Genomic DNA, 17,128 nt, shown 5'->3' with positions numbered 1-17,128 from the left:
CCCTAGGCTATTAAACCGATGTCTTACATCTATACTTGAGGTTAATGATGATAAAGTGTACTCGTAAAATTGAATTTGATGCAGGTCATAGAGTTGTTGGACATGAGAATAAGTGTCAATTTCTACATGGTCATCGTTATGTCCTTGAAGTTACAGTGGAATCAAGTGTTACTGATAATCTTGGTATGGTTATAGATTTTGGTTACATGAAATCAATAATACAAAAGTGGATAGATGATAATTTTGATCATAATATTATATTACACCAAAATGATAGAGAAATGGGAGATAGAATATGTGACTGGACTGGTCAAAAAATATATTATATGCAGGAAAATCCAACTGCAGAAAATATAGCACTATACTTAAAATTGAATATTTTGCCAAAATTATTTACTAATAGTTCTTTTATTATTACAAAAGTCAAATTATTTGAAACACCTAATTGCTTTGTTGAGGTATAAGTGGTACAAAGATGTTGTGTGATTTTAACTACGACCAATGACCAGCAGGTGGTAGATAAAATAACAACTAGCTTATTGGAAGAAAATCTAGCTGCTTGTATACAAGTAGATAATATAGTCAGCTATTTTAAATGGGAAGGCAAGATATCTTCTGTGCTAGAATATCGTATTGTGATAAAGGCTAAGTCTGATAACTACAATACAATAGAAAAGGTGATTACTGATATACATAATTATGATCTTCCGCAAATAATAAAGCTCGACATTCAAGATGGGCTGTCTAGCTATTTAAATTGGGTAACTCAAAGTATCTAATTTTAAGAGAGTGTTTATTAGAGCTAAGATTTACTCAAACTATATAGTCCACTGCTTCCTGAGTTTAAGTCAGCTATGTTATACTCTTCTGCTTTGAAGAATTGTTTTTTGAAAATATCATGGATTCGCATGCGTAATTATACTATATGTACACCATTCATTTTCAAATCCAATTCTTCAAATCATTTGAGTATATCTAGAATTCCAAAGTTGGTGTCATCCTGAACACAAGTGGATATTATCTTGAATTTATTTCAGGATGACGTCGGATCAAAACACTCTTTAAATTAATTAAGTAGAACAATGAAATTATGGAAAAAAGTTACCTTGGGATTAATCCTAGGTATAATGTTTGGTATATATTTTCCTGAATATGTATCTTATATAAAACCAGTAGGAGATATTTTTTTGCGTTTGATCAAAATGATTATTGCTCCTTTAATATTTTTTAGTTTAGTAGCAGGCATAACTAGTATGAGTGACCCTACTTTTCTTGGCAGAGTAGGAATAAAGGCTGTTGCTGCTTTTTTAGGAACTACTTTTTTTGCCGTAGTTTTTGGTCTTACAGTTGCTCTTGTATTAAAGCCAGGTCATGGTGTTCATATTAACTTTGATGTTGCCTCAAATATTTCACAAGAGAAATCCTTTAATATGATTGATTTTTTTGTGAATATTGTGCCTGATAATGTCGTAGGGGCTTTTGCCAATTCTAATGTTTTACAAATTGTATTCTTTGCAATATTTTTTGGACTTATACTAAATAAAATGGGAACTAGTGCTGCACCCATTAAAGATTTATTTCATAGATTATCAAAAATGGTGTTAAAAATGATTTCGATGATCATTCAACTTTCTCCATATGGTGCATTTGCTTTAACGGCTTGGGTAGTCGGTACGCAAGGTTTTGATGTAATGATTAGTTTATCAAAATTAGTTGCTGCCGTAGTGATTGCCATGATATGTCAATATGGTATTTTTGGTGCGTTAATTTATGTATTTTGTCGAATGTCACCATTACCTTTTTATAAAAAGAGTTTGGAATACCAAATACTTGCCTTCTCTACTTCTAGTAGTAAAGCAACGCTTGCTACAACTATGCAAGTTTGTCGTGAACGTCTAGGCATCTCTGAATCTAGCACTTCTTTTGTATTACCACTTGGTGCATCGATAAATATGGATGGGTTTGCAATAAATTTATCTCTTACTACCATATTTTTTGCCCAAATGATGGGTGTAGATTTAGCATTACATGATTATTTAGTCATTATTATTACCTCAACTCTTGGTTCTATAGGTGGTGCTGGTATTCCAGGGGCCTCTTTAATAATGCTACCTATGGTTCTATCTTCAATCCATTTACCGATTGAAGGTGTTGCTATAATTGCTGGAATTGATAGGATATTAGATATGTTACGTACCACCATTAATATTACAGGTGATGCAACAATTACCTTGATTATTGATAACAGTGAAGGTACTTTGGATAAAGATACATATAATTCGGTGTAAAATATTAGCATTTTGGTATTAGTGGGCAATAAAAATATGATATAGTAGTATAGTTAACCTAGACTATACATTAGACTTGCTGCATAAATCAAAGATAGTTGGTGATTTTGTCGTCGAAACTTGCCTCCGCTCCTCACGTACGTCTGTGTACGCGAAGGTAGCCAGCTTCGTTTCTCCTAAAAATCCCTCAACTATCTTTGATTTATGCAGCAAGTCTATTACTCCTAATAGGGTTAGCTATATGATAAAATGAGGATATATGAAAGTAGAAGATGTTGAATTAAAAATAGGTGATAAGTCTTTTAATTTACCAATAAAAACAGCATCGATTGGTCAAGATGTTATTGATGTTAGCGGTATATATTCATTAACAGGATATTTCACTTATGACCCTGGTTTTATGTCTACAGCAGCTTGTAAATCTGCAATGACGTACATAGATGGCGATCAAGGGATATTAAGACATCGGGGATATGATATTAAAACGTTAGCAGAAAAAAGTAATTTCTTAGAAGTCGCCTATTTACTGTTAAATGGTGAATTACCAACCACTAATCAGTATAAATCTTTTTCTCAGAAAATTACTAATCACTCGCTGGTTAATGAACAGCTTAGAAGCTTATTTATGGCTTTCCGTCACTCAGCTCATCCTATGGCAATTATGTTGGCTGTGGTAGGATCTTTATCTGCATTTTATCCAAGTTTTTTAAATGTAGAAGAAAATGAACGCGAGTTAGCTGCTATTAGAATGATTGCAAAAATGCCAACTATTGCAGCAATGGCATATAAATATTCAATAGGCCAGCCTTTTATATATCCTGATAATAGTTTAGATTTTACTGAAAATTTTCTCCATATGATGTTTGCGACGCCTTGTGAAAAATATAAGGTAAACCAAGTAGTAAAGAACGCCTTAGATAAAATATTTATTCTCCATGCTGACCATGAGCAGAATGCCTCCACTTCAACAGTACGTTTGGCCGGATCATCCGGTGCTAACCCGTTTGCCTGTATCAGTACTGGCATAGCATCTTTATGGGGACCAGCACATGGCGGAGCAAATGAGGCAGTAATTAATATGCTGAAAGAGATTGGGACAATAGACCGTATTCCACAATATATTGCAAGAGCAAAAGATAAAAATGATTCTTTCCGCTTAATGGGCTTTGGTCACCGAGTCTATAAAAATCATGATCCAAGAGCAGTTGTACTTAGAGAGACCTGCAAAGAAGTATTAGATGAATTAGGAGAAAATAATAACCCATTACTCCAAATCGCTACTGAGCTTGAAAAAATTGCTCTCAATGACCAATATTTTATAGATCGTAAGCTTTATCCAAACGTTGATTTTTATTCTGGTATTATTTATCAAGCTATGGGGATACCATCACAGATGTTTACAGTGTTTTTTGCTATAGCAAGAACTGTTGGTTGGATGGGACAATGGAAAGAGATGCATGAAGATCCTGAACAAAAAATTAGCAGACCTCGGCAATTATATACTGGGTATGTACAAAGAGAATTTATTCCTTTTGATAAAAGATAATTATAGTAAAATCCTATATAGTCGATCCGTCAAAAAGGCTGTAGACATAAGAGATAATACATGTTCGTGGTCAAAAATCACATCAAAATCCATAAGATTTTTACCTTATTTTGTTCAAAACCTTATGGATTTTCAAAATTTTTAAGTCTACTCACTAACAATGCTTGTTATTCCTAGCTAAAGTCGGGAATCTAAAATGGTTTCCAAAAAGCCCTGAGGTACTATAGATTCTGCTACCTACGCAGGAATGACACCTCTTGCGTTTAAATATAGTAGATGTTGTGTTTTTAGACTTTTGAAGGATTGACTATTTAGTCGGTCCGCCAAAAATATTTAAAGCCCCCATAATCTATGATTGAATAAAATTTTTACAAAAAAAATTCTAATATTTGCACTAAAATTAAAAATTGTTTTTAATTTTATTGTCCCACTTTGGGAGAAAAACCCCGCACTTGCAGTGCGTCGTTTCAACATAAATTTTAAATATCTTATCAAGAAAAGATAAGAATGAATCATACAGATATTTTTTAACAAAATCTTACACTTCACAGATATATTCTTTTTGTGTTGTGACACTTTCTAAATGAGCCATACACAAATAGTTTCTAACTTTTAAGTTAGTACATACATGAGGCATTCATGCCGTAATATTAAGCTCTGCACTTGCAGTGCAGAGTGGTTAACTATTTTCTGCCATTAAACCCTATTATCTATAAGACTTATAGAGTTTTGCCGGACAGACTATTTAACTATTATATTCTAGCAATAGATTAATTGACTCCTCTACACCTGCAAGAGCAACATCGCCGTTACTGTTTTGTCTGTCATTAGTATTTAGATTCTCAGGAGTACTGACGAGATTTGAAGCATCATGACAAGCTAAACTATAGTTTAGCTCAAAACCATTCAAATTTCTTAAAAAATCATATAACATTGAAAACTAATTTGCCTGTGCACAAGCACATAACCACTCTCCTGTGTCAACATCTGAATCACTGATGGCTTGCCCTAGGGTTTTAAGGAATTTATTGCAGTCATCAGATGTTTTATGCTGTAATAGACTTAATAGCAACTCAAATACTGCACATTCATGCAAATTTTCATTTACTTGCTTTAAATTATAGTCATCGGAAGACCGTAAGATAAGACCGTAACACCTAGAAAAACTACCTGCGTTTATTGCATCCAGCAAATCACCACTAACAGCTGAAAACAACTTCTTTGAATTATTTTTTTTACTGGTTTTAAAATTTTCTAAGTCTAGTATTGTTAACATGATATCTTTTAAAATAAAATTATGAAACTAATTGCACCATTAACATGATTGGTAACATAATTAGTAAAAAGCAATTTTGCAAGTATTATCTCCCTAGAATATATGTTCAGGTAGAACTTCAAGAATTGGCGTTCCCGCGACCAAAGATCGAAGCTGCCTAGTTACTCATGTACGCTACGCTGCTCGACTTTGCTACTGCCTAGCTCTTCTTGAAGTTATACTATCGTCTAGCAACTCTTCATTTACGAGCAGTATACCATAATCAAGAAGGTAAATATGACAGTTATTTCACTTAGCCTTTTCATCTCCAGGTAATACATAACTTGGTCCTTGCCAACTTGATGAAAAATCAAATTCTCTATATGGTTGGTCGAGTTTCACTGGCTCATATACTACTTTTGCAAGATTCTCATCATATTTAACCTGCACGTAACCCGTGAATGGGAAGTCTTTTCTGAGAGGATGACCGACAAAATCATAATTTGTTAGAATACGACGATTATCATGACTACCACCAAAAATTACTCCAAACATATCATATGCTTCGCGTTCATACCAGCAAGCAGCACTAAATATTTTGGTAACTGAGGGGATTATGTCATGTTCTCCAGCCTCAATTTTTACTAATATACGTTTATTTAATTTAAGACTTAGTAAATTATACACCACTTCAAACCGTTTAGAGCGGCTCAAGAAATCTACAGCAAACAAATCTGTCAACACAGTAAAACGTAAATCCTCAGATTCCTTAATTGCCGATAAGAATGGTATCAAACTTTCTATAGTAGATTTATAGCTAATAAAATGCATATTCAAATCATTTACAGGCAAAGCAGTTATCTCAAGATCCTGATTTTTTATTAAGTCGTCAATGATATTTTCCATTGTCACCTTCTCTAAATCTAGTAGTTCTTCTAATCTTCTTTTGTAACTGCATTAAACCATAAATCAAAGCTTCAGCGGTCGGAGGACAACCTGGTACGTATACATCTACCGGAACGATTTGATCACAGCCACGCACTACCGAGTAGGAATAATGGTAATAGCCGCCGCCATTGGCACAGCTTCCCATTGACAGAACCCACTTAGGTTCAGTCATTTGGTCATAAACTTTTCTAAGAGCCGGAGCCATCTTATTTGTTAATGTCCCTGCAACTATCATTAAATCAGATTGACGAGGGCTTGGTCTAAACAACATGCCAAAACGATCCATATCATAGCGGCTAGCAGCAGCTTGCATCATTTCTACCGCACAACATGCAAGACCAAAACTCATAGGCCAAAGTGAATTAGATCTAGCCCAGCCTATCAAATCATCGAGTTTAGTTATAAGGAATCCTCGATTTGAAATTTCTTCTTCAAGGAGCTTATCTTGATCATATATATCTATCTTTGCTTGCATGTCATTACTCCCAGTCTAAAGCTCCTTTTTTCCATTCATATACAAAACCGATGGTAAGTACCAATAAGAAAAACATCATTGAGAAGAAACCAAATTTACCAATTTGTCCAAGCGTAATAGCCCATGGTATCAAAAAAGTTATTTCTAGATCAAAAATAATAAATAAAATAGCTACTAGATAAAAACGTACGTCAAATTTACTTCTAGCATCACCAAAAGGTTCAAATCCGCATTCATAACTATCCAACTTAGCCTTATTATATTTTTGAGGAGCTAAAAGCCTTGGCAATGTAACTATTACCAATGACAAAACTGATGCTATACCAAAAAACACAGCTATAGGCAAGTATTCCTGTAAAATATTAGATGTTTCCAACATTAGTAATTGTACTCCTGTGATTTTGAAAGAAGTAACTTAAACAAAATCATCGCTCCAAAAGAGCTGCAAACCCACCATATTTGCCAAATGTTAAATGAAATCATACCTATTATGTAATAATTTATAAAGCAAGCATAGGCAACTGACTTGTAATTTAATACATCTATTTTGTTATTTTCAGTCGTTCGATTCATCTTACCATTTTTAGAAGACTGCACTAAGGATATATTACTAATTTTTTGAATATATTTATAAATTAAAGATAAAAATAGTATAAAACCTATTAAGCCCGTCTCAAATAAAATTTGCATTATATTATTATGTGGGTGTAGAGGAAAGGGTGACCAAGTCCATTGGTGATAGCTAACCATTTGCTCTTTATCAATTTTAAAATTTCTTGACGAAGCAAATCCATGACCTAAAATTGGTTTTTTGATAATTTGCTTGGCAACAAAGTGCCAAATAAATACACGGTGCTTAGCAGAGTCTGGTAGAAACTTGGCATAGTGATCTGAGGCATAATATGGTTGTATTTTATAGGCAATTATCGGCATCAATATTGAACCAGATATCATAGCAAGGGTAAATAATTTCAAAAAAACAGATTGCAGAGATTTGGTTACTAACAGCCTATTTGTTAAAAATACTAATCCAGCTACGGTAAATGCTAAAAAGCTTGCAAGGCTATCTGAGATATAGAGCAAATAAAAAATTATCAGGTAATATATTAGTGCTAATAAATATCTATGATATGATATAATTATAGCTATCGCTACCCATGAAAGAACTGATAATAAAGAACACCCACGATCAAGAGTGAATAAAAAGAATTGATTTGAAGATTTTGGCTGAAAAATAGTACGGAAAGCCCTTGTTATAATACCATGAGATGCGTATTCTATAAAAAACAAAGCAATTGCTGCTATTATTCCTATAATAAAGTATATTTTTATTTTACTTATATTTATGGATAATTTGTCAATATTGCTATTTACGATAAATCCTATTAGAACAATTAAACAAACCTGTAGATAGTTAAATAAAGAGGAGGGGTAATTAGGTGAATAAAAATTTGTTATAAGACACCAAAGGCAGAATAGTAGCTCCAGTTTCCAATTGGATAACAAAGTTTCTTTAATAGCGGCGTATTTAAAATGAATAAAGATTTTATCTCGCAAAGCAATTAATATAGTTAATAACAACAGAGGAACTGTTACTGCAGCAGAAAAACCAGAAATCAATCCAACTACTGGAAATAGCATTACTAAAATGTAAAACAGGGATTGTATCATTCTTAAATATCCTATAAACAATTTTTAGCAAAGATTTCATAAATAGGATGTTCAAAGGTGGAAACTGAAATGCTTGATGAGATAATCCATCCTTGAAAAATTAACATAGGGTCTTCATCAATCTTATGCTCTGTAATGGTTAATAGCATGTAATTATCCTCATTGTAAGGATCAAGATTTTTAATACATTTATGAAGTTTAATTTGAATATTACCAAAATATTGTGGTTCATTAGGCTTTAATACCAGCTCCTTTGATGTTGCTGTGATTTTATTTAAAGCAATAACCTTACCAATACTGTAAGTTTTTAATTCTGAATGTTCAACATTATTTTGTATATTAGGTAAGTTATTAGAATCAGCAACATGCTCAGTAAAATTATGATTTTTTAATTCATTACTTTCATCTGTAGTATCAAGGAATTCCATATTTTGGGTAGTATCTTCAGCTTGTCCATAAGAAGAAAGAATACATAAAAACCCCATTATACTAGCAAATATAAGGTGCTTCATCAATTTCTGCAACATGCGAAAATAATAATTCTTTAAGTTATAATTTGCCCCAATTCGGGATAAGAATTAACTAATTCTTATCTCGAATGGGCTTTAATATAGCGAGGAGACCGTAGGTCGACGAAGCAATCTATAATTTCATCGAATTTGGACTGTGCTGAATTATACTAGCATGCAGCAAAATTGTATATATAAAATTTTATGATAGTGTAATTCATCTCTAGTAGTTTAAAATAAGTAAAATTTTAGTAATTTTTCTATTGTAATTTATTTTTCTATCCTCCATATTGGTAGGATCACTACATAAAGATCAAATGAAAACTAAAAATATTTAAATTTTTGGTTAGTTATTTGTTTTCTTATGAATCAATATCACTAGAGTAAGCCTTAATGCAAGCTATTATCCGTCTTATATTAACAAACCCAAAAATTAACTCTAAATTTAGAACTGGTTTTTCATACTTTTCTATATTTATTTTTATGGGTTTTGCTACTTTTGTATCTTTATCGATCAATAAGTTCGTTAGTGATACTATGTCAATGACTATAGCAGAGCCAGAGATACTTGAATCTTCAGAAGAACTATCAAATGAAATTTCCCAAATTATAACGGTCAAAAAAGGTGATACATTAAAGTCAATACTTTTGCATCAACAAATTCCAAATAAAGAAATAACCCAAATTATAAAAATAGCAAAAGATAAAAATATTGAATCTTCTCTGAAGATAGGGCAGCAACTGGTTTTCGATTACGAAATAAAGATTATTGAACAAGATGATGAAGACCTTGCTGCTGAATCACGTACATTAAATAAACTGACTATAGCGTATGATAAAGTCAAATCTTTAGAAATTATTAGAGAAGGTGAAGATTTCCTTGCAAGAGACGTAACCAAAGTTTTCAATAAGCTATTAACTAAATCGTCGGTAGTTATTAATTCAAACTTTATGTCAGCTTTAAAATCGTTAGGGTTATCGAGTAATAGTATAATTGAAATGATCAACTCATATAGTTATCAAATTGATTTTCAACGTCAAATTAAGAGTGGTGACACTGTAACTGTTATAACCGAAAAATTTGTTACCGAGGATGGTAAATTTTCTCATCATGGTAAGGTTTTATATGTATCACTTAATTTATCTGGTAAGGAATATAATATTTTTCGATATTCTCCAAATAATGCACAAAATAATCATGATTTCTTTTCTGAGGATGGTAAAAGTGTCAAAAGAAGTTTGCTTAGAACACCTGTTAAATTAGTTAGAGTGTCTTCTCATTATGGTAATAGACATCATCCTACTTTAGGCTATACTAAAATGCACAAAGGTGTTGATTTTGCTGCTCCAACTGGTACGCCGATTTATGCTGCAGGTAATGGGGTGATAACTGAAATAGGATGGAAATCTGGCTACGGAAAATTTATACAGATTAAACATAGTCAAAATCTATCAACTGCTTATGCTCATGCTTCTAATTTTTCTAAAAATCTTAAGCTAGGAAGTATAGTTAAACAAGGTCAAGTTATTGCGTATGTTGGTAGTACTGGTAGAACTACTGGACCACATTTACATTATGAAGTTAAAATAGGTGGTAAGAACATAAACCCTATGCACGTTAAATCTACTCCAGGCATAGAACTTGCTGGCAAGCAATTAGCAAAATTTAAACAATTTAAAAGTAATGTAAGGTCTTTAAGTAATGAGCTTGATAATAAGTCAGAGATTGCTGAAAATTCAGCAACAAAATTCTTGAAATCTTAAGGAGTTAATATAGTTCTCGTTTCTTATTATTTCACCAAGTGTGATAAAGAAAAAATCCTTGATGAGTTTAGAAAAAATACAATCTTACTAAATTATTTAAGTAATTTTTAGTCAAAATGCAGCTCAGTAATGTAAATAGTAAACATAAGTAAAACAAAGGTAAGCCTAAAAATTATGTCATCGTTTCTTTCACAAAAACATAAGAAGATAGGTATAGTTGGTTTGGGTAAGACTGGTATAGCCGCTTGGGAAGTACTGAATAAAGTAGCTAAAGTAATTTGCTATGATCAAGCAAAGAGTAGTCGGGATGCTTTTACCAAAATCTATGGGAGTGATAGTCTTGTTAGCTTATCTGATCTGCAGTGGCAAAATCTTGATAAGATTCTACTGAGTCCAGGTATTCCTTTGTCTCATGACATTGTTACAATGGCTAATTCTTATAATATACCGATAACTTCAGATATAGATCTGTTATTTGAGGAAGTTAGGTTAAGAGAGGCTGAGGCAGCTAATTTCATTGGCATAACTGGTACTAATGGTAAGAGTACTACCACTGCTTTAACCGGTCATATTTTACAATCTTGTGGTTTTGATTATCAAGTTGGAGGAAATATAGGTTTTCCTGTTTTGGCTATGAGGTTAGATAGTAAAGGATATGTATTGGAGCTATCCTCATTCCAATTAGATTTATTAAACAGTTTTAAAGCCAAAATTGTGGTGCTTCTTAATATCACGCAAGATCATTTAGACCGACATAATAATATGCAAGGCTATATTGCTGCTAAAAAAAAGATCTTTGATCGAATAGATAAAGATTCATTTGCTATAATTAGTGTTGATAATGAAATTACCAAGAATATTTCTCTAGAATTACAAAAGGAAAATAGAACAAATGTAGTACCAATCTCTACTTATGAGATGCTTAATAAAGGAGTATCAATTTGTAATAATATTATTTATGACAATATTTTTGAACCTATTACTATTAATTTCCATAATAATAACTATCTACAAGGTATACATAATCAAGAAAATATTGCCGCTAGCTATGCAGCTTGTCGAATTATAGGGGCAAGACCAGAACAAATAATTGCCGCTATCGGGCTATTTAAGGGGTTACCACATAGAATGCAATATGTTGGTACAATATACTCAGACCATTCGAGTAAGATAAATTTTTATAACGATAGTAAGGCTACCAATGGTATTGCTGCTTCTAAATCCATCTCATCGCTTGATAATATATATTGGTTAGCTGGGGGGGTAGCAAAAGAAGGAGGAATAACAAATTTAGAGCCATGGTTTAATAAAATTCATAAGGCTTATCTTTTTGGTCAAGATAAAGAGCTTTTTGCATCGTCACTTAAGGGCAAGGTAGATTTCCAAATTTGTCAAGATTTACAGGAGGCTTTTCAGGCTGCTGTTAGGGATGCAAGGTCGGATACAGGGGAGTTAAAAAATATTCTGCTAGCCCCAGCTTGTGCTTCCTACGATCAATTTAAAAATTTTGAGGAACGCGGAGAATTATTTATTAAATTATATAATATTATTGCTACCCATGATAAAAGATAATCATAATAATGAATTGTCTAACAACTATATAAAATGGTGGTGGCGTAGTATTGACCAGCAAATGATTATTGCTTTAGTAATCCTATTTGTGTTTAGTATAATGTTGGTTACTACATCAGGATCAGCAGTAGCAAATAGAATTGGACTTAATGAGTATTATTTTGCATCTAGACAATTATTCTACCTTGCTAGTGCTTTGTTACTAATCATTTTTTTTTCTTTTTTCTCAAGAAAATGGTTAAAGAGATTCTCAATTCTAGGGTTTATTGGTAGTATATTATTATTAATTTTAGTTAGATTTTATGGTTATGAGGTTAAGGGGGCTACTCGTTGGATTAATATTCTAGGTCTCTCTGTACAACCTTCAGAATTTGTAAAACCATTTTTTGCAGTGGTGGCAGGCTGGATATTATCGCTGAAATTTGAAGATGAATTTCCAAGTTTTTCTATTTGCATAAGTCTTTATAGTATCGTTGCTTTATTATTAATTATCCAGCCAGATTTTGGTATGTTAGTGATGGTGACTGCTGTTTTTGGTATTCAACTTTTTATTGCTGGTATGCCGATATTTTGGATTATACTTGCTGCTTTTATGTTGGTATTTGGGGTTACAGCAGCTTACTTTTGGCTTCCTCATGTAACAAAAAGGATTAATAGTTTCTTGGATCCTGATAGTAGTAGTAATTACCAAGTTGGTAAGTCAATCAGGGCGTTTGAGCATGGAGGTTTATACGGTCGTGGTCCTGGTGAAGGGGCGGTAAAACAAGTATTGCCGGATTCGCATACTGATTTTATCTTTGCTGTTGCTGGTGAAGAATTTGGGGCAATTATTTGCTTAATCATTATAGGGATATTTGCTTTTATAGTTATTCGTAGTTTACTTAAACTTATTAATGAAGAAGATAAATTTATTCAATTAGCAGCTAGTGGTATTATTTCCCAAATAGGGTTACAAGCAATCATTAATATTGGTGTAACCTTGAATTTATTACCAACCAAAGGTATGACGTTACCCTTTATTAGTTATGGTGGTTCTTCAACTCTTGCTATAGCCATTGCTACGGGGATGCTGCTTGGTTTTACTAAACATAAAACCTCTCTTAGTAAGTATAAAATTCAAGATATTGACATATGAAGAATATAATTGTTGCTGGGGGTGGTACAGCTGGTCATTTGTTCCCCGCTATTGCTTTAGGTGAAGAATTAATGAAGCGTGGGTATGAGTTGCACCTTATCACCGATGTTAGATGCCAAAAATATTTAGCTGAAGATTTAAAGCTTATACCACATATAATAAATTTTAGATTGCCACCTAAAGGGTTAATTAATAGGTTTAAGTTATTGATTTCTTTGTTATTTGTAACTTTTAAGATGTTATTGCTATTAGTGCAGACTAAACCTTGTGTTATAATTGGGTTTGGTGGCTATCCGACTGTTCCTCCATTGCTTGCTGCAGTATTTTTACGTATTCCTATCATAGTTTATGAACAAAATTGCTTTATTGGTAAAGCTAATAGATTTTTCTTAAAATATGCTAGGAAAGTTGCTCTTACATATGATGAAACTAAAAATTATAATATTCTTGATAAAAGTAAGAAACTGGTTATAGGAAATATAGTACGGGAAAATGTTAAAAATTTGAAAGTTAGGGAAAATTTTAATAATGACACTTTTCGAATATTTATTTTTGGAGGAAGCCAAGGAGCAAAGATTTTTTCTACTTTAGTACCTGAAGCTATTCAGATATTAGTGCAATCAAATCCTGATATTAAACTGCATATTACCCAACAAGCATCCTTAGAAGATCATGATAATATTGCGAAAATTTATGCTCAGTTGAAAATTCCATATAAATTAGCAGATTTTTTTTATGATATGGATCAGCAATATGTGAGTCAAGAATTAGTAATATCAAGAGCTGGGGCATCGACTATTTCTGAGCTTAGCTATATTGGCTTGCCGGCGATTTGTATTCCACTACCTTCAGCTAGCGAAAACCATCAATTCTATAATGCCAAGGCTCTAGAAGATAGTGGGGCAGGGTGGTGTTTTGAACAAAGTACAATCACAGCAGAAAAATTAGCCGATAAAATCTTAGTGCTGGTAAAAAATCGTGATATACTAAAAAAAACATCTATTGAGTTATTAAAAAGGAAGAATGATGGTAGTAAGGTTTTAGCTGATGCAGTAGAAGAAATAATAAGCTGACTTTTTAATTCAGTTGAGGGAATTGCTTCTTGCAACTTTAATAATTCTGTGTCATTAATTATGGCTTATTAAAAAATTATCGGATTGCTTTATGTTAAGGAAAACTATTATTACAGTTTTGGGATTGTTCCTACTTTCAGGTTGTACTGATGGTTTTAGAGGATATTTTAAAAAATCTGCTAATAATAAAATTATAGATACAAAAGGTTTTGAAGGTGGTAAGCGACCGCCTCTTTATAATAAGAAATATATATCAATGGCAAAAAGGAACGTCACAGAAGAAAATTTTGATGACGATGAGGAAGATTTACTTAGTGAAGCTGATACGGAAACAATTAATCCAACTTTAAGAAATCGTCAGATGTATCTTAAGATGGTAAAACAGGATGCAGATCGCAAAAGAAGGCAGAAGTTAAATCAAGATAAAGATTATCCTTCATTGAACTTAGCAAGTGATAGGGTAAAAAAGCGAAATAGTGATGAGGAAAACAGTAAGTTGCACAAAGAGCTAGAGCAAATTAAAGCTATGCTGCATGAAACTAAAAAAGATTTAGAAAAGTATAGTTGTCCTGCGGGGAAAAATGTTAAAACACAAAGTGCTGATATGTTACCAATAGAAACAGATAGTCATAAAACAATTAAAAAGCTAGAAACTAATAAAACTAAGAGTGTACTCAATAAATCAGAAATGAAAAGAAAATTTCTTAGTGAAGATTATGATGATATAAAGGTAAATGATCCTAATGGGAAAGTTGGTAAAAACGACACTAATAATAGAGTGAATAGTACTATTGTTAATGAACAAGAGAAATTTCAGTTACCGCCTCGTGCAATATAAATACAGATTCTTAACTAAATAGTCTGTCCGGCAAAACTCTATAAGACTTATAGAGTTTTGCCGTACAGACTAAATTCTACCTTCAAATTTTATCAAAAAGTGAGCCATAGCTGCGTTCCAGTTTGGAATCGGCATAACCCATTTCTTGGTCATATAATCAATTGCCAAATACAAGGTCTTAAAAACGGCATTATCATTTGGAAAAACCCGTTTATTCTTAGTAACCTTACGTAATTGGCTATTGACAGATTCTACACTATTAGTTGTGTATATTACTTTCCTTATCGCCTCAGGGTATCCTAGAAAAACCATTAAATTGTCCCAATGAACATACCAAGATTTAGCAATTTGTGGATACTGTTTACTCCATTTAGCTTCAAAAGATTCTAAAGCAAGATGTGCTTCTTCCTCTGTGCTAGCAGTATATATAGGCTTTAAATCAGCCGCTAATTTTTTTCGGTCTTTATATGATACATATTTTAAACTATTTCTAATCTGATGTACAGTATACTTGCAGCAAAACTGCGTAACACTATCTAATTTTTTTGCTAGTATGAATTTATTGTATAAATTTGGGTTTCTACTATGCAAATATCACCGATTAATCAAAACTTACGCTATGTTTTATGATAAGTGGCTTTGTACTGAGATATTATTAAAATTCTTTACTATGAAAAAATGGCTTTCAGCCAAGGTTTTTAGTCATACTTGAGATAACATAGCGTAAGTTTTGTAATAAAAACTAGTTGAAAAAGTACCAATTATATTATAACATTTGAAATATTAATAATAATGATAATTAATCAAATGAAAAAACCAAAAGTAGCGACCTTAAGTGCTGAAGAACGAGAAGAACTAATACAACATGTCAAGGAAAGTTCATTAACGGGAGATGAACAGCAAACGATAGTAGAACTTGTGAAATTTTGTAATGAGCTAATAGACAAGCTAGCATCATCAAATATCAGTATAAATAAGCTTAAGGAAATGCTGATTGGTTTTAAGGCAGATAACAAAAAAAAGATAGTTCAGATTCATTAAAAGAACCGCCAAGTGAATCTGATAACGGGAATGGTGGTAATGAAGAAGAGTGCGATAAGCCCAAAAAGATAGATCGTAGTAATTGGCAAGGTAAATATGGGTTTGATGATTATAAGGATGCGAATACCAGCTATTTAACTCCTGAGAATTTTTGTAGTGGTGATAGCTGTCCTCACTGTTGTAATGGCAAACTATATAATAGTGAAGCTAGAAAATTGCTACAATTTACAGGTAATGCTCCAATTACAGTCAACAGATATGTAAAGAAAACGCTACGTTGTAATGCTTGTGATTATATAGTTATGAACAATAAAAATATCAACAAATGGACAAATAGTAGCAGAAGTGCAATAGTGTTACAAAAGACCTATGGTACTCCTTTCTACCGTTTATCTAGGCTGCAAAGTTTAAGTGGTGTTCCTGTGGCATATAGCTCGCTCTGGCAACAATATTTAGATGTTTGGCAAGAAGGTGGTGGAGCTGAAATTTACGGGGTATTATTGGAAATGGCTGCCGAATGTAGTTCACTGAACCTTGATGATACTAGAGCTAGGATTTTAGAAATTACTATAGCCAATAAGAAATTACGTACTCAAAATAAGAAAGGACGCAGCTGTTATACTACTACAATATGTGCTAAGACTGCAAATAATGAGGTGATAGTTTTATATTTTACCGGTAATAGGCATGGTGGAGAAAATATAGGTAACGTACTAAAGAATCGTAAGAATAGAACAGATTCTATCCAATTAATGACTGACGCAAGTAACAATAATAACCCGGTATTATCAGAAGCAGATCAAGAATTACTGGCAATAATAGTGATGATCAATTGTTTGTCACATGGTCAGAGAAAATTTACAGAGAATGAACTATATTACCCTGAAGAATGCGGATATTTTCTCAAACAAACACGAGGGATTTACCACAATGAACATCAATGTAAAGAGATGAGTCCTGAAGAAAAACTTGGGTATCATCAGGAACTATAATGGACTGAAAAAATTAGACAA

The 17,128-nt window shown here is 32.5% G+C and carries 19 protein-coding genes; 11 read left to right on the top strand and 8 right to left on the bottom strand.

What is annotated here, in order from left to right:
• Positions 1 to 47 precede the first annotated feature (47 nt).
• The 4 genes from AAHN00_RS02725 (at position 48) to AAHN00_RS02710 (ending at position 3,834) form a co-directional block, all read left to right on the top strand.
• Positions 48 to 464 carry a 6-pyruvoyl trahydropterin synthase family protein gene (locus AAHN00_RS02725; RefSeq protein ID WP_342272047.1) on the top strand — a complete coding sequence of 139 codons (417 nt, stop codon included), beginning with the start codon at positions 48 to 50 and terminating at the stop codon, positions 462 to 464.
• 18 nt (positions 465 to 482) lie between these two features.
• On the top strand, positions 483 to 779 hold the full coding sequence (gene cutA / locus AAHN00_RS02720) for a divalent-cation tolerance protein CutA (RefSeq protein WP_341755864.1): 297 nt from the start codon (positions 483 to 485) through the stop codon (positions 777 to 779).
• A 303-nt stretch (positions 780 to 1,082) separates the two neighbouring features.
• Positions 1,083 to 2,288, top strand: coding sequence for a dicarboxylate/amino acid:cation symporter (locus tag AAHN00_RS02715; protein WP_342272046.1), 1,206 nt, complete (start codon positions 1,083 to 1,085; stop codon positions 2,286 to 2,288).
• 259 nt (positions 2,289 to 2,547) lie between these two features.
• On the top strand, positions 2,548 to 3,834 hold the full coding sequence (locus AAHN00_RS02710; protein ID WP_342272045.1) for a citrate synthase: 1,287 nt from the start codon (positions 2,548 to 2,550) through the stop codon (positions 3,832 to 3,834).
• A gap of 333 nt (positions 3,835 to 4,167) precedes the next feature.
• Here AAHN00_RS02710 and AAHN00_RS02705 read toward each other — a convergent pair whose 3' ends face one another.
• The 7 genes from AAHN00_RS02705 to AAHN00_RS02675 all read right to left on the bottom strand — a co-directional run bounded on the left by AAHN00_RS02705 (position 4,168) and on the right by AAHN00_RS02675 (position 8,668).
• The gene (locus AAHN00_RS02705) at positions 4,168 to 4,410 is read right to left on the bottom strand and encodes a hypothetical protein (protein ID WP_342272044.1); all 243 of its coding nucleotides are present in this window, start codon (positions 4,408 to 4,410) and stop codon (positions 4,168 to 4,170) included.
• Positions 4,411 to 4,774: 364 nt separating this feature from the next.
• On the bottom strand, positions 4,775 to 5,110 hold the full coding sequence (locus tag AAHN00_RS02700) for a hypothetical protein (RefSeq protein WP_342272043.1): 336 nt from the start codon (positions 5,108 to 5,110) through the stop codon (positions 4,775 to 4,777).
• A gap of 288 nt (positions 5,111 to 5,398) precedes the next feature.
• Entirely contained in the window at positions 5,399 to 6,001 is a 603-nt protein-coding gene (locus AAHN00_RS02695) for an NADH-quinone oxidoreductase subunit C (RefSeq protein WP_410521405.1), read from the bottom strand.
• Positions 5,979 to 6,512, bottom strand: a complete 534-nt coding sequence (locus AAHN00_RS02690; protein WP_342272042.1) for an NADH-quinone oxidoreductase subunit B family protein — start codon at positions 6,510 to 6,512, stop codon at positions 5,979 to 5,981. The genes AAHN00_RS02695 and AAHN00_RS02690 overlap by 23 nt, the downstream gene beginning before the upstream one ends.
• A gap of 4 nt (positions 6,513 to 6,516) precedes the next feature.
• Positions 6,517 to 6,891 (bottom strand): NADH-quinone oxidoreductase subunit A, encoded by a 375-nt coding sequence (locus AAHN00_RS02685; protein WP_342272041.1) that lies wholly within the window; start codon positions 6,889 to 6,891, stop codon positions 6,517 to 6,519.
• Positions 6,891 to 8,183, bottom strand: a complete 1,293-nt coding sequence (locus tag AAHN00_RS02680; RefSeq protein ID WP_342272040.1) for an O-antigen ligase family protein — start codon at positions 8,181 to 8,183, stop codon at positions 6,891 to 6,893. Before AAHN00_RS02680 ends, AAHN00_RS02685 begins: the two co-directional genes overlap by 1 nt.
• Positions 8,184 to 8,194: 11 nt before the next feature.
• A complete protein-coding gene (locus tag AAHN00_RS02675; protein WP_342272039.1) occupies positions 8,195 to 8,668 on the bottom strand; it encodes a DUF2155 domain-containing protein in 474 nt (157 codons plus the stop codon).
• Positions 8,669 to 9,085: 417 nt separating this feature from the next.
• Here AAHN00_RS02675 and AAHN00_RS02670 point away from each other — a divergent pair, with 417 nt between their 5' ends.
• The 5 genes from AAHN00_RS02670 (at position 9,086) to AAHN00_RS02650 (ending at position 15,074) form a co-directional block, all read left to right on the top strand.
• Positions 9,086 to 10,456, top strand: coding sequence for a M23 family metallopeptidase (locus tag AAHN00_RS02670; protein WP_342272038.1), 1,371 nt, complete (start codon positions 9,086 to 9,088; stop codon positions 10,454 to 10,456).
• Positions 10,457 to 10,630: 174 nt separating this feature from the next.
• On the top strand, positions 10,631 to 12,028 hold the full coding sequence (murD, locus tag AAHN00_RS02665) for a UDP-N-acetylmuramoyl-L-alanine--D-glutamate ligase (RefSeq protein WP_342272037.1): 1,398 nt from the start codon (positions 10,631 to 10,633) through the stop codon (positions 12,026 to 12,028).
• Positions 12,015 to 13,163 carry a putative lipid II flippase FtsW gene (ftsW, locus tag AAHN00_RS02660; RefSeq protein ID WP_341751797.1) on the top strand — a complete coding sequence of 383 codons (1,149 nt, stop codon included), beginning with the start codon at positions 12,015 to 12,017 and terminating at the stop codon, positions 13,161 to 13,163. The genes murD and ftsW overlap by 14 nt, the downstream gene beginning before the upstream one ends.
• Positions 13,160 to 14,236 (top strand): undecaprenyldiphospho-muramoylpentapeptide beta-N-acetylglucosaminyltransferase, encoded by a 1,077-nt coding sequence (gene murG / locus AAHN00_RS02655; RefSeq protein ID WP_342272036.1) that lies wholly within the window; start codon positions 13,160 to 13,162, stop codon positions 14,234 to 14,236. The genes ftsW and murG overlap by 4 nt, the downstream gene beginning before the upstream one ends.
• 91 nt (positions 14,237 to 14,327) lie before the next feature.
• Positions 14,328 to 15,074, top strand: coding sequence for a hypothetical protein (locus tag AAHN00_RS02650; protein ID WP_342272035.1), 747 nt, complete (start codon positions 14,328 to 14,330; stop codon positions 15,072 to 15,074).
• A 69-nt stretch (positions 15,075 to 15,143) separates the two neighbouring features.
• Here the strand turns inward: AAHN00_RS02650 and AAHN00_RS02645 are convergent, their stop codons facing one another.
• Entirely contained in the window at positions 15,144 to 15,665 is a 522-nt protein-coding gene (locus AAHN00_RS02645) for a transposase (protein ID WP_342272034.1), read from the bottom strand.
• A 216-nt stretch (positions 15,666 to 15,881) separates the two neighbouring features.
• Between AAHN00_RS02645 and AAHN00_RS02640 the strand changes: the two genes are divergently transcribed.
• Together AAHN00_RS02640 and AAHN00_RS02635 are read left to right on the top strand one after the other, a co-directional pair.
• Positions 15,882 to 16,115 (top strand): hypothetical protein, encoded by a 234-nt coding sequence (locus tag AAHN00_RS02640; RefSeq protein WP_250310741.1) that lies wholly within the window; start codon positions 15,882 to 15,884, stop codon positions 16,113 to 16,115.
• 215 nt (positions 16,116 to 16,330) lie between these two features.
• A complete protein-coding gene (locus AAHN00_RS02635) occupies positions 16,331 to 17,107 on the top strand; it encodes an IS66 family transposase (protein WP_342272033.1) in 777 nt (258 codons plus the stop codon).
• Positions 17,108 to 17,128: the final 21 nt, after the last annotated feature.

Source organism: Candidatus Tisiphia endosymbiont of Parasteatoda lunata, assembly GCF_964030955.1.
GTDB lineage: Bacteria > Pseudomonadota > Alphaproteobacteria > Rickettsiales > Rickettsiaceae > Tisiphia.
This window is presented reverse-complemented; position numbering and strand designations above follow the sequence as displayed.